At 71.0% G+C, this 14,459-nt stretch carries 14 protein-coding genes and 2 pseudogenes; 10 read left to right on the top strand and 6 right to left on the bottom strand.

All coding sequences use genetic code 11. From position 1 onward, the window contains the following. Nucleotides 1–194: 194 nt before the first annotated feature. The 3 genes and pseudogenes from Pma05_RS44055 to Pma05_RS21410 form a co-directional block, all read left to right on the top strand. A pseudogene (locus Pma05_RS44055) lies at nucleotides 195–620 on the top strand (biotin--[acetyl-CoA-carboxylase] ligase); the annotation flags it as partial. A 102-nt stretch (nucleotides 621–722) separates the two neighbouring features. Beyond that, nucleotides 723–1,169: pseudogene (locus Pma05_RS44050) on the top strand (biotin--[acetyl-CoA-carboxylase] ligase); the annotation flags it as partial. 198 nt (nucleotides 1,170–1,367) lie between these two features. Next, nucleotides 1,368–1,940, top strand: coding sequence for a PH domain-containing protein (locus tag Pma05_RS21410; protein WP_203859217.1), 573 nt, complete (start codon nucleotides 1,368–1,370; stop codon nucleotides 1,938–1,940). 137 nt (nucleotides 1,941–2,077) lie between these two features. Here Pma05_RS21410 and Pma05_RS21405 read toward each other — a convergent pair whose 3' ends face one another. The 3 genes from Pma05_RS21405 to Pma05_RS21395 form a co-directional block, all read right to left on the bottom strand. Next, a complete protein-coding gene (locus Pma05_RS21405) occupies nucleotides 2,078–2,584 on the bottom strand; it encodes a MaoC/PaaZ C-terminal domain-containing protein (RefSeq protein ID WP_203859216.1) in 507 nt (168 codons plus the stop codon). 5 nt (nucleotides 2,585–2,589) lie between these two features. Further along, on the bottom strand, nucleotides 2,590–3,435 hold the full coding sequence (locus tag Pma05_RS21400) for a GtrA family protein (protein WP_203859215.1): 846 nt from the start codon (nucleotides 3,433–3,435) through the stop codon (nucleotides 2,590–2,592). Between the two features lie 62 nt (nucleotides 3,436–3,497). Beyond that, a complete protein-coding gene (locus Pma05_RS21395) occupies nucleotides 3,498–4,046 on the bottom strand; it encodes a GtrA family protein (protein WP_239312787.1) in 549 nt (182 codons plus the stop codon). A gap of 401 nt (nucleotides 4,047–4,447) precedes the next feature. Between Pma05_RS21395 and Pma05_RS21390 the strand changes: the two genes are divergently transcribed. The 4 genes from Pma05_RS21390 (at nucleotide 4,448) to Pma05_RS21375 (ending at nucleotide 9,275) form a co-directional block, all read left to right on the top strand. Further along, nucleotides 4,448–6,319 (top strand): phosphoenolpyruvate carboxykinase (GTP), encoded by a 1,872-nt coding sequence (locus Pma05_RS21390; RefSeq protein ID WP_203859213.1) that lies wholly within the window; start codon nucleotides 4,448–4,450, stop codon nucleotides 6,317–6,319. A 114-nt stretch (nucleotides 6,320–6,433) separates the two neighbouring features. Beyond that, on the top strand, nucleotides 6,434–7,327 hold the full coding sequence (locus Pma05_RS21385) for a hypothetical protein (RefSeq protein WP_203859212.1): 894 nt from the start codon (nucleotides 6,434–6,436) through the stop codon (nucleotides 7,325–7,327). An 11-nt stretch (nucleotides 7,328–7,338) separates the two neighbouring features. Further along, on the top strand, nucleotides 7,339–8,487 hold the full coding sequence (locus Pma05_RS21380) for an NAD(P)/FAD-dependent oxidoreductase (RefSeq protein WP_203859211.1): 1,149 nt from the start codon (nucleotides 7,339–7,341) through the stop codon (nucleotides 8,485–8,487). A 17-nt stretch (nucleotides 8,488–8,504) separates the two neighbouring features. Continuing rightward, nucleotides 8,505–9,275, top strand: a complete 771-nt coding sequence (locus Pma05_RS21375) for an isoprenyl transferase (RefSeq protein ID WP_203859210.1) — start codon at nucleotides 8,505–8,507, stop codon at nucleotides 9,273–9,275. Between the two features lie 113 nt (nucleotides 9,276–9,388). Here the strand turns inward: Pma05_RS21375 and otsB are convergent, their stop codons facing one another. From otsB to Pma05_RS21360, 3 genes are all read right to left on the bottom strand, one after another. Then, on the bottom strand, nucleotides 9,389–10,213 hold the full coding sequence (gene otsB / locus Pma05_RS21370; protein ID WP_203859209.1) for a trehalose-phosphatase: 825 nt from the start codon (nucleotides 10,211–10,213) through the stop codon (nucleotides 9,389–9,391). 220 nt (nucleotides 10,214–10,433) lie between these two features. Then, on the bottom strand, nucleotides 10,434–10,805 hold the full coding sequence (locus Pma05_RS21365) for a hypothetical protein (RefSeq protein WP_203859208.1): 372 nt from the start codon (nucleotides 10,803–10,805) through the stop codon (nucleotides 10,434–10,436). A 159-nt stretch (nucleotides 10,806–10,964) separates the two neighbouring features. After that, nucleotides 10,965–11,405: a helix-turn-helix domain-containing protein gene (locus Pma05_RS21360; protein WP_203859207.1), complete on the bottom strand. Its 441-nt coding sequence runs from the start codon at nucleotides 11,403–11,405 to the stop codon at nucleotides 10,965–10,967. Nucleotides 11,406–11,669: 264 nt separating this feature from the next. Here Pma05_RS21360 and Pma05_RS21355 point away from each other — a divergent pair, with 264 nt between their 5' ends. The 3 genes from Pma05_RS21355 (at nucleotide 11,670) to phoH2 (ending at nucleotide 14,318) form a co-directional block, all read left to right on the top strand. Further along, a complete protein-coding gene (locus Pma05_RS21355; protein WP_203859206.1) occupies nucleotides 11,670–12,029 on the top strand; it encodes a hypothetical protein in 360 nt (119 codons plus the stop codon). A gap of 174 nt (nucleotides 12,030–12,203) precedes the next feature. Further along, nucleotides 12,204–12,536, top strand: a complete 333-nt coding sequence (locus tag Pma05_RS21350) for a hypothetical protein (RefSeq protein WP_203859205.1) — start codon at nucleotides 12,204–12,206, stop codon at nucleotides 12,534–12,536. A gap of 363 nt (nucleotides 12,537–12,899) precedes the next feature. Continuing rightward, the gene (gene phoH2, locus Pma05_RS21345) at nucleotides 12,900–14,318 is read left to right on the top strand and encodes an RNA 5'-3' helicase PhoH2 (RefSeq protein ID WP_203859204.1); all 1,419 of its coding nucleotides are present in this window, start codon (nucleotides 12,900–12,902) and stop codon (nucleotides 14,316–14,318) included. Nucleotides 14,319–14,459 lie beyond the last annotated feature (141 nt).

Here is a 14,459-nt window from a genome sequence, read left to right as displayed (position 1 = left end):
CTACCCGACGATCCAGATCCGCCAACCGACCAGCGGTACTGTGCGGGTCGGTGTCGGCGCTGCTCGGCTGCCCAGTCACGTCCGCGATCGTAACGACGACCGGTGCCCAGGCCAGCGCCCGGTGCCCCGGCCGGGTGGCCTCGGCTGCGCCGGTCGGCCCCGCCCCCGGGCAGCCGGGCCCGTACGCTGGCCTGATGCCGGGATCGCCGTACACCGACCTGGACCGTCCGCCGCTCGACGCGCGGCGGCTCCGGCGGGCCCTGATCACGCCGGAGAGCCTCTGGACCCGGCTGGTGCTGCACGGCGAGACCGGGTCGACGAACGCCGACGCGGCCGAGGCCGCCCGGGCAGGCGAGCCGGAGGGGCTGGTCGTGGTCGCCGAGCGGCAGACCGCGGGGCGGGGCCGACGGGGACGTACCTGGGAGTCGCCGGCCCGGGCCGGGCTCGCGGTCAGCGTGCTGCTCCGGCCGGGGGTGGCCGAGCCCGACCGGGACTGGCCGGCGGTGCCGCCACCCCGGTACGGCTGGCTGCCCCTGCTGGCCGGGGTCGCCCTGGTGGAGGCGGTGGACCTGCTGGCCGAGTTGGACTCCGCGCTGAAGTGGCCGAACGACCTGCTGGTCTGGCCCCAGCCGCGCGACGGCCGCCCCTCCGGGTCGTTGTCGTCCCCGGGCACAGCGAGCGCCGACGGTCGGGTGAACGGGGAGGCGGGCGGCCGGGCGGGTGACGAGGCGAAAGGCGCCGGAATCCTGGCCGAAGCGGTTGCCGGGGCGGGTGGAGCGGATTCGGCGGTGGTGCTCGGCCTGGGCGTGAACGTGACGCTGCGCGCCGACGAGCTGCCGGTCAACCCGAGCGGGCTGCCCGCCACCTCGCTGCAACTGGCCGGTGCGGCGGCCACCGACCGCGACCCGCTGCTGCGGGCGCTGCTGCGCGGCATCGACCGCTGGTACGGCCGCTGGCGGACCGCCGGTGGCGACGCGCTCGCCTGCGGCCTGCACGAGGCGTACCTGCGGAACTGCGCGACCCTCGGCCGTGAGGTACGGGTGCTGCTGCCGGCCGGCGACGAACTGGTCGGTACCGCCAGCACGATCGACCCGGACGGGCAACTGGTGCTCGCCACCGCCGACGGCGAACGCCGGATCGCCGCCGGCGACGTCCTACACCTGCGCTGACCAGCATCTCTGCCACCTGGGCCGCAGTCGTCGCCGCCCCGTCGGACCGGCGTGGACGCGGAGACCGGCCACCGCGTCGGCCCGGAGTCGACGGCGATCCGTCCAACTGTCGGTAAAGAGTCGATACCGGATACCACGGTCGTGGCGCGGAACCGCTACGGTCACCGCGGACATTCGGTTAAGGACGAGGAGGATGGGGTGGCTTTCCCTGAGGACGTGCTCACCCAGGACGAGCATGTCGTAGCGCACCTGCACCCGCACTGGAAGGCGTTGATCCGACCGGTCGTGGTGCTGGTCCTGGCCGTCGCCGCGGTGGTCGCCGGCCTCGTTCTGCTGCCGTCGAGCGGTGTTGGCACCGTTCTCGGCTATGTGATCGCGGCGGTCGCGCTGGCGCTGGTGGTCTGGCTGAGCATCTGGCCGTACCTGATCTGGCGGACCACGCACTATCTGTTCACCAACGAGCGGGTGCTGCTCCAGAAGGGCGTCTTCTCCCGCGAACGCCGGGACATCCCGCTCGGCCGGATCAACGACCACTCGATGAACCAGAAGTTCCTCGAACGCCTGCTCGGCTGCGGCACGCTGACCATCGAGTCGGCCGGCGAGCGGGGCCAGTCGGTGCTCGACGACATTCCGGGCGTGGAGAAGGTGCAGACCATGCTCTACGAGATCGTGGAGGCCAACCACGACAAGCACTCGCTCGGTGACGGCGAGATGCGCGAGATCATGGCGGACGTGGCCGAGGGCAAGCCGCTGCGCGAAGAGCCGAAGTAACGGCTGCGCGAAGAGTCGAAGCAACGCGTCGAAGGGTCCCTGAAACCGCCGCTGACGGCCGGGCAGGGACCCTTCGGGTCAGATCAGCCCAGTTGCCCTTCCGGGCAGGTCAGCGCCAGGGCGCCCTCCGGGGCGGATCAGCCTGGTGACAACACCGGTTCGCGCATGACGAACCAGCCTCGGAAACGGGTACGCAGCACCTCGCGTTCCGGTTGGCCCTGGGCGTCCAGCCGGTCCATGCTGGCGGTCAGGGTGACGGTGCCGAAGCCGGGCCGCGCCACGGACGGCTTGCTGCCGAGTACGGTCAGCCGGGTCGCCAGCTGGTCACCGGGGCGTACCGGGGCCAGCCAGCGCAACTCCTCCAGCCCGGGTGAGGCGTCCCCGGCGGCTCGGGCCAGCACGTGGTCGACGTACGCCCGCATGAAGAGGCTGACCGTGAAGAAGCCGCTGGCGATCAGCCCACCGTGATGGCTGCGTCGGGCCAGTTCCTCGTCGACGTGGTACCACTGCGGGTCGAAGCGCCGGGCGAAGTCGACCATCTCCCGCCCGTCGACGACGGTGACCCCGAGGTCGAAGGAGCGGCCCGGGGTCAGGTCCTCGAAGAACAGCTCGGCGGGAGCACCGGTACCCGAGCGGCTCACCACGCCGCTCAGCGGGCTGACGAACGCCGGGGAGCGGCGTTCAGCTCGGCGGCGAGTTCGGTCTCCAGCGCCGCGTCCATGGTCTCGGCGAACTGGACCTCGAGCGGTGAGGCGGAGCCGACCGGTGCCCCGGCGCTGGCTCGCGTCCCGTTCGTCGCGGCTGCGGTCGTGCCCTCCCGGACCGGGCTGTCCGTGCCCTCCCCGACCCGGGTCTCCGCGCCCGCGCCCCGGTCGACCCGTACGGCCGGATCGCCGGCAGCCGCCGGCTCGGCCTCGGACTCGGTCAGCTCGGTGACCGCCTCGGCGAGTTCGGCGACCGGGTCGAGTTCGGCCAGGAAGTCGCCGTCCGGCTCGCCCGCCGGGCCGGCGGCGGTCGTCTTGCGCACCGCGCCGCTCTCGGTGGGGACGAACGCGGTGGCCGGGGACTTCCGGAAGACAAAGGTGCGGTAGGACCAGAACCGGAAGACCGTGGCCAGCCCGACGCCGACCGTCTTGGCGAGGTTGAGCGCCAGCAGACCGCTGATGCCGAACCCGTACTTGGCCAGCGCGAGTATGCCCAGCTCGATGACCAGGCCGACGCCGTTGAACAGGAAGAAGAGGGCGTATTCGCGGCGCATCGCGGACTTCGGCCGGTCCCGGTAGGTCCAGTGCCGATTCATCAGATAGGACGAGACGGTGGCGACGACCGTGGCGATGACGTTCGCCTTCAGTTGCCCGTCGGCGAACACTGTGAGCGCCAGCGCGTTGAACACCGCGTAGTTGATGACGCCGTTCACGCCTCCGACGGCACCGAACTTCAGCACCTCACGCAGGAACTTCTGCCAGCGTTCGGGCAGCAGACGGACGAAACGCATTCGACCACCTTAGGGCAGACGTGGGCGACGGGTGCGCCGACCGGGCGGGGGTGGGTTGCCGGTCACTGCCGCTTGTGACTCTGGGTGATCACATCCGGCGCGTCGGAGGCCGCCGGGCCGACGAAGACGAACCGGCGGTACGACCAGAACCGGAACAGTGTGCCCAGCGCGGCACCGACGAAGTTGGCCGCGATGTTGTCGGCGATCAGCGACTTGAACACGCCTGGCCAGACGCTGCCGAGCCCGTAGTGGCTGATGGCCAGGCAGGCGAGGCCGATGCCGAGGCCGATGGCGTTGAAGAAGAAGTAGAGCGAGTATTCCCGGGCCATGCCGGAGCGTTCCCGGTGTCGCCAGGTCCAGAACCTGTTGCCGACGAAGGCGAGGGTCGCGGCGATGACCGTGGAGAACGTCTTCGCCGTGAGGGTCTCCCAGCCGAGGCTCGCGTTGGCGTAGTTGAAGAGCGCGAAGTCGACCGCGAAGGCCACCGCGCCGACCGTGCCGAACTTGCCCAGTTCATGGATCAGATGACCGAACCGGTCCAGAAGGGTGCGAATCAAACCGCGACGGGCGTCCGGCGGTGAGGGCTGTTCGCCGGTGGCGGTCGAGGACACGGCTTGAGCGTACCGGTTGCCGGCCGTCCCCACGGGCCGCACCGGGCGACTCGCGGGAATGACCGCGGCTGGATTCGGTGCCGGCCGGACGGCCGCGGCGGGTGGGAGTGTCGGGTGTGACATCCGGGTCACCTGGCGTCGATGACTGCTGTGAGGACACCGTGACGGAATGCTGTTGCCCTGAAGGATTTGCGTGAAACTGCGCGTGGGAGCGGGGAAAGAATCGCCTTACCGCACCCGGCCCGCATCTTGTGCAGTTCTTCACAACCAGTCTCGCTGCCCCGAACGCCGGCTCGGTTTACGCTGACGGAAATCCCAGGCTTTCACAAGGCGACGCGGTCGCCGGGCTGTCGGCACCGCGCGCTCTGCAATCGGTCAGCGTCGACCAAAGGAGAACTGTCATGGCCGCTCCGGCTACTATCCGGGGTCTCGATCAAGCTCCGACAAGCCATCCGAAACTACTCGCCTGGGTCAAAGAGGTAGCCGAACTCACCAACCCTGACCAGGTCGTCTGGGCCGACGGGTCGGATGAGGAATGGCAGCGCCTCACCGACGAACTGGTCGATGCCGGCACGCTCGTGCGCCTCGATCCGAGCCGTAAGCCGAACTCGTTCTGGGGGCGTACCGATCCCTCCGATGTGGCCCGGGCCGAGGACCGTACCTTCATCTGCTCGGTCGACGAGGCCGACGCCGGACCCACCAACAACTGGATGGCCCCGGCCGAGATGAAGCGCGTCATGACCGACCTCTACCGAGGTTCGATGCGCGGTCGCACCATGTACGTCATTCCGTTCTGCATGGGCCCGCTCGAGGCGGAACAGCCGATGTTCGGTGTCGAGATCACCGACAGCCCGTACGTGGTCGCGTCCATGCGGATCATGACCCGGATGGGTACGAAGGTGCTGGCCGGGATGGGGGAGAACGCGGACTTCGTGCACGCGCTGCACTCGATCGGCGCGCCGCTGGAGCCCGGTCAGCCGGACGTGGCGTGGCCGTGCAACGACACCAAGTACATCTCGCACTTCCCGGAGACCCGGGAGATCTGGTCCTTCGGCTCCGGCTACGGCGGCAACTCGCTGCTCGGCAAGAAGTGCTACTCGCTGCGGATCGCCAGCGTGATGGCCCGGGACGAGGGTTGGCTCGCCGAGCACATGCTCATCATGAAGCTGACCTCGCCGGAGGGGTCGGTGCACTACATCGCCGGCGCCTTCCCGTCCGCCTGCGGCAAGACCAACCTCGCGATGCTGGAACCGACCATTCCGGGTTGGAAGGTCGAGACCATCGGCGACGACATCGCCTGGATGAGGTTCGGCCCCGACGGCCGGCTCTACGCGGTCAACCCCGAGTACGGGCTCTTCGGTGTCGCGCCCGGCACGGGCTGGAAGACCAACGCCAACGCGATGCGCACCATCGACCAGGGAAACTCCATCTTCACCAACGTGGGGCTGACCGACGACGGTGACATCTGGTGGGAGGGGATGAGCGAGCCGCCTGCCCACCTCGTCGACTGGAAGGGCCGGGACTGGACGCCGGAGAGCGGCGAACTCTCCTCGCACGCCAACAGCCGGTTCTGCACCCCGCTGCTCCAGTGCCCGATCGTGGCCGACGAGTTCAACGACCCGAACGGCGTACCGATCGACGCCATTCTCTTCGGCGGGCGGCGCAAGGACACCATCCCGCTGGTCACCGAGGCCCGGGACTGGGTGCACGGTGTCTACATGGGAGCGACCCTCTCCTCGGAGACCACCGCCGCCGCCTCCGGTGAGGTCGGTGTGGTCCGCCGGGACCCGATGGCGATGCTGCCGTTCATCGGCTACCACGGCGGGGACTACTTCCGGCACTGGATCGAGATGGGCAAGGGCACCGACGGCGACGAGTCGAAGCTGCCGAAGATCTACTACGTCAACTGGTTCCGCAAGAACGCCGACGGCGACTTCATCTGGCCCGGCTTCGGCGAGAACTCCCGGGTGCTCAAGTGGATCGTCGAGCGCCTGGAGGGGCGGGGCGAGGCGGTCGAGACGCCGATCGGCTTCGTGCCGGGCCCGGACGGCCTCGACGTCGACGGGCTGGACATGAGCGCGGAGGATCTGCGGATCGCGACCCGGGTCGACGTCGAGGAGTGGCGCGGCGAGCTGCCGAGGGTCACCGAGTGGTTCGAGAAGTTCGGTGACAAGCTGCCGGGCGTGCTCTGGGCCGAGCTGGACGCGCTGCGGGCCCGGCTCGACGACGAGGCGGTCCGGGTCGGCGTCGACCAGCCGCGCTCGGCCGGCTAGCGGCTTTCTCGCGAGACAGCCCCTAGCCGTCACCCGGCCCGGTTCGCCCGCCAGGGGCGTAGGGACACGCCCGGCCGGGTGTGCGGGTGGTCCGGGTTGGGCATCATCGACGGCATGACGACGGCCGCCGCGACTGGAGTCCGGCGGCCGTCCGTCGTCCGCGCGCTGACCTGGTTGCTCGCCGCGACCGCTGCGGCCACCGTCGCGGTCGACGCGCTCAACTGGTGGTACGCCCCGGAGCGCGGCTTCGGCCTCGCGGTACGCAGCGGCTGGGCACTGCTGCGTACCGTCGGGTTCCTGATCCTGATCCGGCACGTCCGGCGGGGCCGGGCCGGTGCCCGTCCACTCGGACTGATCCTCGCGGTGACCACGGTCCTCGCGGTCGGCCGGCTGATCGTGCCCCGGGCCGGCGTACCGGCGCTGCCGGGAGTGCTCGGCGTCGCCGTGCTGGCCGTCCTCTGCGGTGTCGTCGTCTGGCTGCTCTACCGGTCGCCGCCGCTCCAGGAATACCTGGTCCGGCATCCGAGCCGGCTGGTCGTCGGCCGGCGGGGCATCTCCTGGCGGGAGGTCGCCCCGCGCCGGCCGCCGGTGGCCGGCTGGCTGCTCACCGCCCGGGTCGCCGCGTTCACGTACGGGCCGCTGACCCTGGTGCCCTGCCTGGTGGCAATCGGCACGATTCTCGACGGCCGGCTGCTCGCGGTGCCTACCGTGGTGCTGTGGTTCGGCATCGGCATCGGGGTCAGCTACGCGGTGCTGTTCAGCACCTTCTTCCTGCTCCGGGGCAAGACCTGGGCGGGCGGGCTGCTGGCGCTGATCAGCGTACTGGTGGTCGGGGTCGACCTGGCGTTCTGCTGGCTGCTGCTCGGGGTCGACGGGCTGCTCCGGGACGGCGTGCCGCTGGTGGTGGCCGCCGCACTGACCCTCTACGCGCTGCGCCGGGCGAGCCGGGCCGCCCGGGAGGAGCCCCGGGACCAGGTTCCTGCCGGAGCCGCCGCCACTGCCGGCTGAGGTGACCGGCGGTGGAGACCGTCGACGTCGCGGTGGTGGGTGCCGGGCCGGCCGGGGCCAGCGCCGCGTTGGCGGCCCGCCGGGCGGGAGCGCGGGTGCTGCTGCTGGACCGGGCCGACTTTCCCCGGGACAAGGCGTGCGGGGACGGGATCGCGGCGCACGCGCTCGACGTACTCGCCGAACTGGGGGTTTCCGACCCGGTGTCCGGGTACCGGCCGGTGCCGGCGCTGCGGCTGGTGGCGCCCGGGGGCGGGCAGGTGGCACGGCGGCTGCCGCGCCCGGCGTACACGGTGCCACGCCGGGTCTTCGACGCCCGGCTGGTGGCGGCGGCGCTGGCGTCCGGCGCGGAGCTGCGCCGGCACGCGGTCCGGCGGATCGAGCGCTCCGACGGCCTGGTGGTGCTCGACGGTACGGTGGCCGCCCGCGCCGTGGTCGGTGCCGACGGCGCCGGTTCGGTGGTCCGGCGGACGCTGGGACACGGCGCCAATCCCGACGGGCACCTGGGACTGGCCATCCGGGGGTACGCCCCGGCCGCCGCCGGCCCGGCCGAGCAGCGGATCGTCACCTCGGCCGCGCACTGGCCCGGCTACGCCTGGTCGTTCCCGATCGGTGACGGCCGGGCGAACGTCGGGTACGGCGAGGTGCTGGCCGGCCGCCCACTGCGCCGGACCGAACTGCTGGACCGGTTGGCGGCGCTGCTTCCCGAGGTCGACCCGGCGGCCGTCACCGAGCTGCGGGCGCACCACCTGCCGCTCTCCACCCGCCGCCCGGCGCCGGGCCGGGGTCGGATCGTGCTCGCCGGGGACGCGTTGTCGCTGGTCAACCCGTTCACCGGCGAGGGGATCTTCTACGCGGTCCTCTCCGGAGCGCTGGCCGGGGCGGCTGCCGCGACGGCACCACACGCCGCCGCCGACCGGTACGCCGCCGCGCTGCACGCCCGGCTCGGCGCTCACCTGCGGGACAGCTCGGCGGTGGCCTGGCTGGCCCGCCGGGCGCCGGTGGTGGACGGGGTGGTCCGGGCCGCCGACCGGGACGCCCGGGTCTTCCGGACACTGGTCGAACTGGGTCTCGGCGACGGCCGGCTGGACGCCCGGACATTGACCAGGGTCGCCGGTGCGGTGGCGGGCTCGGCCGGCCGGCACTTCCGTCGTCGATTCTGATCGGTACGCTGCAAGGGATGAGTCTGCGCGACCTGATCTACTCGGTGTACGAGCGACGGCTGACGGCAAAGCTCGCCGGTAAACCCGTGCCGAAGCACGTCGGGGTGATGTGCGACGGCAACCGGCGCTGGGCCAGGGAGATGGGGTACGTCGACCCCAACGACGGGCACCGGGTCGGCGCGGCCAAGATCAAAGACGTACTGGGCTGGTGCGACCAGGCCGGAATCGGGCACGTCACGCTCTATCTGCTGGCCACCGACAACCTGCGCCGGCCGGCCAGCGAGCTGGATCCGCTGGTGCAGATCATCGAGGACCTGGTGGTCGAGCTGGCCGAGGAGGGCAACCCCTGGCGGCTGCGGATGGTCGGCGCGCTCGACCTGCTGCCGGCGCAGACCGCCATCACGCTCAAGTCGGCACAGGAACGCACCCAGGACCGGGTCGGCGGGGCGCAGGTCAACATCGCGGTCGGCTACGGCGGCCGGCGGGAGATCGCCGACGCGGTCCGCTCCCTGCTCTACGAGCACGCGGCGTCCGGCGGCACCCTCGAGGAACTCGCCGAGGTGCTCGACGTGGACCACATCGCGGAGCACCTCTACACCCGGGGGCAGCCCGATCCCGACCTGGTCATCCGGACCAGTGGTGAGCAGCGGCTCTCCGGCTTCCTGCTCTGGCAGTCGGCGCACTCCGAGTTCTACTTCTGCGAGTTGAACTGGCCGGACTTCCGGCACGTCGACTTCCTGCGCGCCCTGCGCTCGTACGCCAACCGCCAACGCCGCTACGGCGCCTAGCGGCGGACGGCCCCGCGTCGACGGGGCCCGGGTCGGGTAGGCCCGACGGGCGGCTTTGCCGAGGGTCCGGGGTCGGGGGCGGCTTCGTCGGGTGAGTCGACGGAAGGCGCCGGTCAGGTGAGCCGGTGCAGGGCCTCGGTGAGGAAGTCGCCGAGGGCTTCCGGGGACTCGATGTTCAGGTCGGCGGCGGTGGAGACCTCGTCGCCGGTCTCCGGGTTGGCCACCGCGACGCAGACGCCGAAGAAGTCCGGATCTGCCGCCTCGCGGGCCCGCAGGGCGGCGAACGCCTTGATGTCCGAGACGTCGTCGCCGAAATACCAGGCGCAGCCGGCGTCCCGGACCGCCTCGTCGATCACCATCCCCTTGTCCCGGTCGACGGGCGGCTTCAGCTCCAGCACCATCCGGCCGACCTGCACCCGCAGGCCGAGCCGGTCGGCCTGGTCCCGCCCCCACCGTTCGACCTCGGCGGCGAGGTGCGGGGCGGTGCGGTAGTGCAGGGCGACCGAGAGCCGCTTGTATTCCACCAGCGTGCCCTCGGGCAGCTCGGCCCGGGCCTGGTCGGCGAGTGCGGCCATGGTGGGTACGAACGGCAGCGCCGCCTCCTCGGTGATGGTCTCGCCCGAGGCGTGCAGGTGCTCCAGCCCGTAGAGGCCGTAGAGGTCGACGCCGGGGGCGCCGGCGAACCGGTCGCGGAGGAACTCCACCGGTCGAGCCGAGACGATCGCCACCCGCTGCACCACCTCGGTGAGCGCGGTGATCGCGGCCAGCGCCTTCGGAGCCGGCTCGACGGCGGTCGGATCGTCCCGGACCGGCGCGAGTGTGCCGTCGAAGTCGAAGAACAGGACACAGCGCCCGGCCCGCTCGGCGGTCGCCCGCCATGCCTGCTCGGCAGTCAAAGGACGGGTCGGGGGCTCGCCCCCCGCGTTGATCGGCCGCACGGGCGTCAGCGTACCCCGGCGGGTTGCCGCCGCAGACGTCGAAGCGAAAACGTCTCACTCGTCGAGGCGGCAACCTCGATCATGCGGTGGCAACCCGCTGGTGGCATCGGTGCGGGCCTGCCGGCGGCTGGCACGGCAACCGGCGATGACGGCGGTCTCCCCTCGTCGCCGCGGTCGGCTCAGGCGTCCCCTGCGGACCGCAGGGGGGTCGAGAAGGGTGTCAGTCGTCGCCGCCGAGCATCGCCCGGCGGCCGTGCAGTCGGGGCCCGATCGGCACCACCGCCGAGTCCTGGTTGCGGCTCAGCAGGTAGCCCTCGACGAAACCGGTGTTGTGGTCTCCGGTGTTGCGGTCGAGTTCGTTCAGTCGGGCGATCAGGAACTCGGTGAGTGCGGTGATCCGTGCGTTGAGCCGCTCGTGGAGATCGGCGACGACGGCCAGGACGACCGCGGTACCGGTGGCGGCGATGGCGAGCACGTTTACCAGGAACGGCACCTGGTCGCCGCCGTGCACCGTCCCGACCACGACGTTCGCGGTCACGCACAAGGTCAGGGACACCGCCGCGACAACGACAGCCATCCACTTCAGGGTCATGGCTGACCCTCCTTCTGTCCCGCAGGGCTGAATTCGGCCTTGTCCCGTCCCCCCGCCGACGACGAGCCCAAGCAGTACGAAGAGGGACGTTAGCGCGACTGATTGATTCCTGGAGCTGATTGGATGGGACTCATGCGCGAAGTTGCGCCATCTGAGTAACTATCCGGCTTGCTTCCGCCCTTTTCGGACTTCCAGCGGCAGAGGTGGGCGATATGCCAGATAGCGGATGGTCTCTCGAATGTGGAACTTCTCCGCGTCGGAGACGTTAGGGTCGACCAGCCGGCGCAGCAGTGCCTCGACGTCCGGGTCCATCGGCGGGGCGCTCGGCGCCGGCCGGGACGGGGTGGCCCGGTCCCAGCCGAGCACTCCGAACGCGACGCTCGGATCCAGCCCCAGTCCCTCGCAGAACGCGACCACCCGGGCCGCCTCGGGGTCACTGGCCCACTCGCCGCGTACCCAGCGGTTGATGGTCTGGCGGGAGACCCCGGTACGCCGGGAGACCTCGGTGCCGGTCCAGGCGCGGGTCGTCCGGGCGTCGGCGAGTGCCTTGCGTACGAAGGCAGCGAACGCGATCTTCCGCCCGTGGGCCCGGTCCGGCACCCGGTGACGGTACGGCCAGGTGCCCGGTTCCGGGGGGACTGCGGTCAGCCTGTATTGCACGCGTGACAGCGGCTCACTTTTCCGGCGCGCGGTGCTCTTGCTTGTGTTGAGGGGTATCACATGGCAACAATAGGTGTCCGTAGGTGTGGGGGTAATCAGACGAAAAGCTGATACTGTCACGCGTACGATACGCCCTACCGTTTGTCTCGTGCATGAGACGTTTCGTGCTCGCGAGGGTGACACCCCCGCGGCTGGAGGAGTCCGGTGACCGAACTAGCAACCCGGGCCCAGGCATTCGGTCTGATCGCCGACGGCGTCGCCGCCGGTCTCAGTGCGCCATGGCGGCTCTACCTGGCACGCGGCTGCCGCTACCTCTCGCTCAACGTCGGCGACCGCGCGGAGTGGAACTCCTGGCGAACCCACCTCGGCTGCCCCGAGCTGAGCGTCCGGGTGTACGACGCCGGCGGCGAGATCCGCCGGGCCTCGGTCGCCGAGGTCGTACTGGACGGCTGCCGGATCAGTGTCGAACTGGTCGAGGAGGTGAGCACGGAGGATCTCGACCGGCTGCTCATCTCCGATCCCACCTCTTTCGACCCGACCTCCTTCGACCCGGAGGAGAAGTGACCGGGCCCGCACGGCGCGGCTCGGGTACGGGCCCGAGCCACGACCACCCGGCCCGGTGCGGAACTCAGGACAGCGACGAGCGGAGCGAGGAGATTGCGTGAGCGAGAGTTACCAGCGAACCGGCCAGCTCAGGTCCCGAACTCGTGCGGTCGGTGGGCGATGCGAGGAGACGCGGTGAGTCCGTTCTTCGTGGTCTTCCTCCTGCTCCTGCTCGCCTCGGCCAGTTATGCGGCCGGACGGCTGCACGGCCAGCTCAGCTACCGGCTCGGTTACCGATTCGGTTACCGGCAGGGATATTTCGACGGTGACCGGGGGGCCTGGAACCGTCGGCGTAGGGAGGCGCAGGCGGCCATCGCCTCGGTGTTGGCGGTGCCATCACCCACCGCACCGCACACCGCCCACACCGTCGTAGGTCAGGGAACGACGTATACGGGCGCCTCTTTCGCGGGGACCGCGACCAACGGCGGACGGCACTCCACCGACGCCCTCGCCGTCAGGAATGCCTGACCGGCGGCGCGGTGGGGTGAGCGGTCACCCGCGAGCACGGTGCGCCGGTCCGTGAGGACCCGCACCGTCGGGATCACGTCAGACCGGTGACGGTGATCCCACCGGCCGGGATGCGCGCAGGGGGCATGCATCCCGGCCGGTCCGCCGCCGGAGCGCCGTGCGAAGTCGCACAGTTCCTTGCCCTAGCCCAAGCTGGCGTTTTCCGGCTAGCGTCTACGCATGGCACGGGGTCGTCCCGAGCCAGCCGGCCGGCCCGGACTCTGCGACTGCACGCGCCACGGGGCCCGCATCCGACCCCGTGTCTCCGGGCACCGGACGAGGCGGAACGCGGGTGGACGGGTGCACACCCGCCGGAGCAGGCCTGTGACGAATCGCCGTACCACCCCTCGGGCCGACGACCAGAACCCGGCCGCCACCAAGACCCCGGGCCGAGCCAGGAGCGGACGCCGCACCCGGACGTCCGAACCGGCCGCCAGTGCGGAGCCCGCACCAGAACGCCGGGCGTACGTCCTGGACACCTCGGTACTGCTCTCCGACCCCGGCGCCTTCCACCGGTTCGCCGAACACGAGGTGGTGGTGCCACTGGTGGTGATCTCGGAGCTGGAGGGGAAGCGCCACCATCCGGAACTGGGCTGGTTCGCCCGCCAGTCGCTGCGGATGCTCGACGAGCTGCGGGTGAAGCACGGCCGGCTGGACCAGCCGGTACCGGCGAACGACGCGGGCGGGACGCTGCGGGTGGAGCTGAACCACTCCGACGACGGCGTACTGCCGCCGGGGTTCCGTACCGACTCCAACGACACCCGGATCCTGTCGGTCGCGCTCAACCTGGCCGCCGAGGGCCGGACGGTCACCCTGGTCAGCAAGGACATGCCGCTGCGGGTCAAGGCGGCGTCGGTGGGACTGACCGCTGATGAATACCGGCACGGCCAGGCCAGCGATCCGACCTGGACCGGGATGGCCGAGCTGGAGTTGGGCGAGGAGCAGGTCAACCAGCTCTACGACGGCGCGGCGCTGGACCTGGACGCCGCCGCCGGACTGCCCACGCACACCGGTCTGGTGCTGCACTCGCCGCGCGGCTCCGGGCTGGGGCGGGTACTGCCGGACAAGACCGTACGCCTGGTCCGCGGTGACCGGGAGGCGTTCGGCCTGCGCGGGCGCTCGGCCGAGCAGCGGGTCGCCCTCGAACTGCTGCTGGACGAGTCGATCGGCATCGTCTCGCTCGGCGGCCGGGCCGGCACCGGCAAGTCCGCGCTGGCGCTCTGCGCCGGCCTGGAGGCGGTGATGGAGCGGCGCCGGCACCGAAAGGTCATCGTCTTCCGCCCGCTGTACGCCGTCGGCGGCCAGGAACTCGGCTACCTGCCGGGCTCGGAGGCGGAGAAGATGTCGCCGTGGGCCCAGGCGGTCTTCGACACCCTCGGCGCGGTGGTGCACGACAACGTGATGGAGGAGGTGCTGTCCCGGGGGATGCTGGAGGTGCTGCCGCTGACCCACATCCGGGGGCGGAGCCTGCACGACGCCTTCGTCATCGTCGACGAGGCGCAGTCGCTGGAACGCGGCGTGCTGCTCACCGTCCTCTCCCGGGTGGGTCAGGGCTCCCGGGTGGTGCTCACCCACGACGTCGCCCAGCGGGACAACCTGCGGGTCGGCCGGCACGACGGTGTGACGGCGGTGATCGAGGCGCTGAAGGGGCACCCGATCTTCGCTCATGTCACCCTGACCCGGTCCGAGCGGTCGCCGATCGCCGAGGTGGTCACGGATCTGCTGGAGGACATCCCTTTGTAGCGGGTGGGCGGACCCGGCAGGCGGTCACGGTGGTAGACATTTGTCCTGGTTTGTGCCGAAAAATGGCGTGACGCAGTTCACAAATTCTGCCTCTCCTTTCCCAACCGCCTCACCTTGCGCAATCGTGTCCTTCGAGCGCCC

The sequence above is a fragment of the Plantactinospora mayteni genome, assembly GCF_016862935.1.
In the GTDB taxonomy this organism is placed as follows: Bacteria; Actinomycetota; Actinomycetes; order Mycobacteriales; family Micromonosporaceae; genus Plantactinospora; species Plantactinospora mayteni.
Note: the sequence above shows the minus strand (reverse complement) of the source record. Positions and strands in the feature narration are given on the sequence as shown.

Coding starts and splice junctions, on each gene's coding strand:
- Pma05_RS21400 (WP_203859215.1), bottom strand. CDS start 3,435: ATGCGTTTCGTCCGTCTGCTGCCCGAACGCTGGCAGAAGTTCCTGCGT.
- Pma05_RS21390 (WP_203859213.1), top strand. CDS start 4,448: ATGGCCGCTCCGGCTACTATCCGGGGTCTCGATCAAGCTCCGACAAGC.
- Pma05_RS21385 (WP_203859212.1), top strand. CDS start 6,434: ATGACGACGGCCGCCGCGACTGGAGTCCGGCGGCCGTCCGTCGTCCGC.
- Pma05_RS21375 (WP_203859210.1), top strand. CDS start 8,505: ATGAGTCTGCGCGACCTGATCTACTCGGTGTACGAGCGACGGCTGACG.
- Pma05_RS21365 (WP_203859208.1), bottom strand. CDS start 10,805: ATGACCCTGAAGTGGATGGCTGTCGTTGTCGCGGCGGTGTCCCTGACC.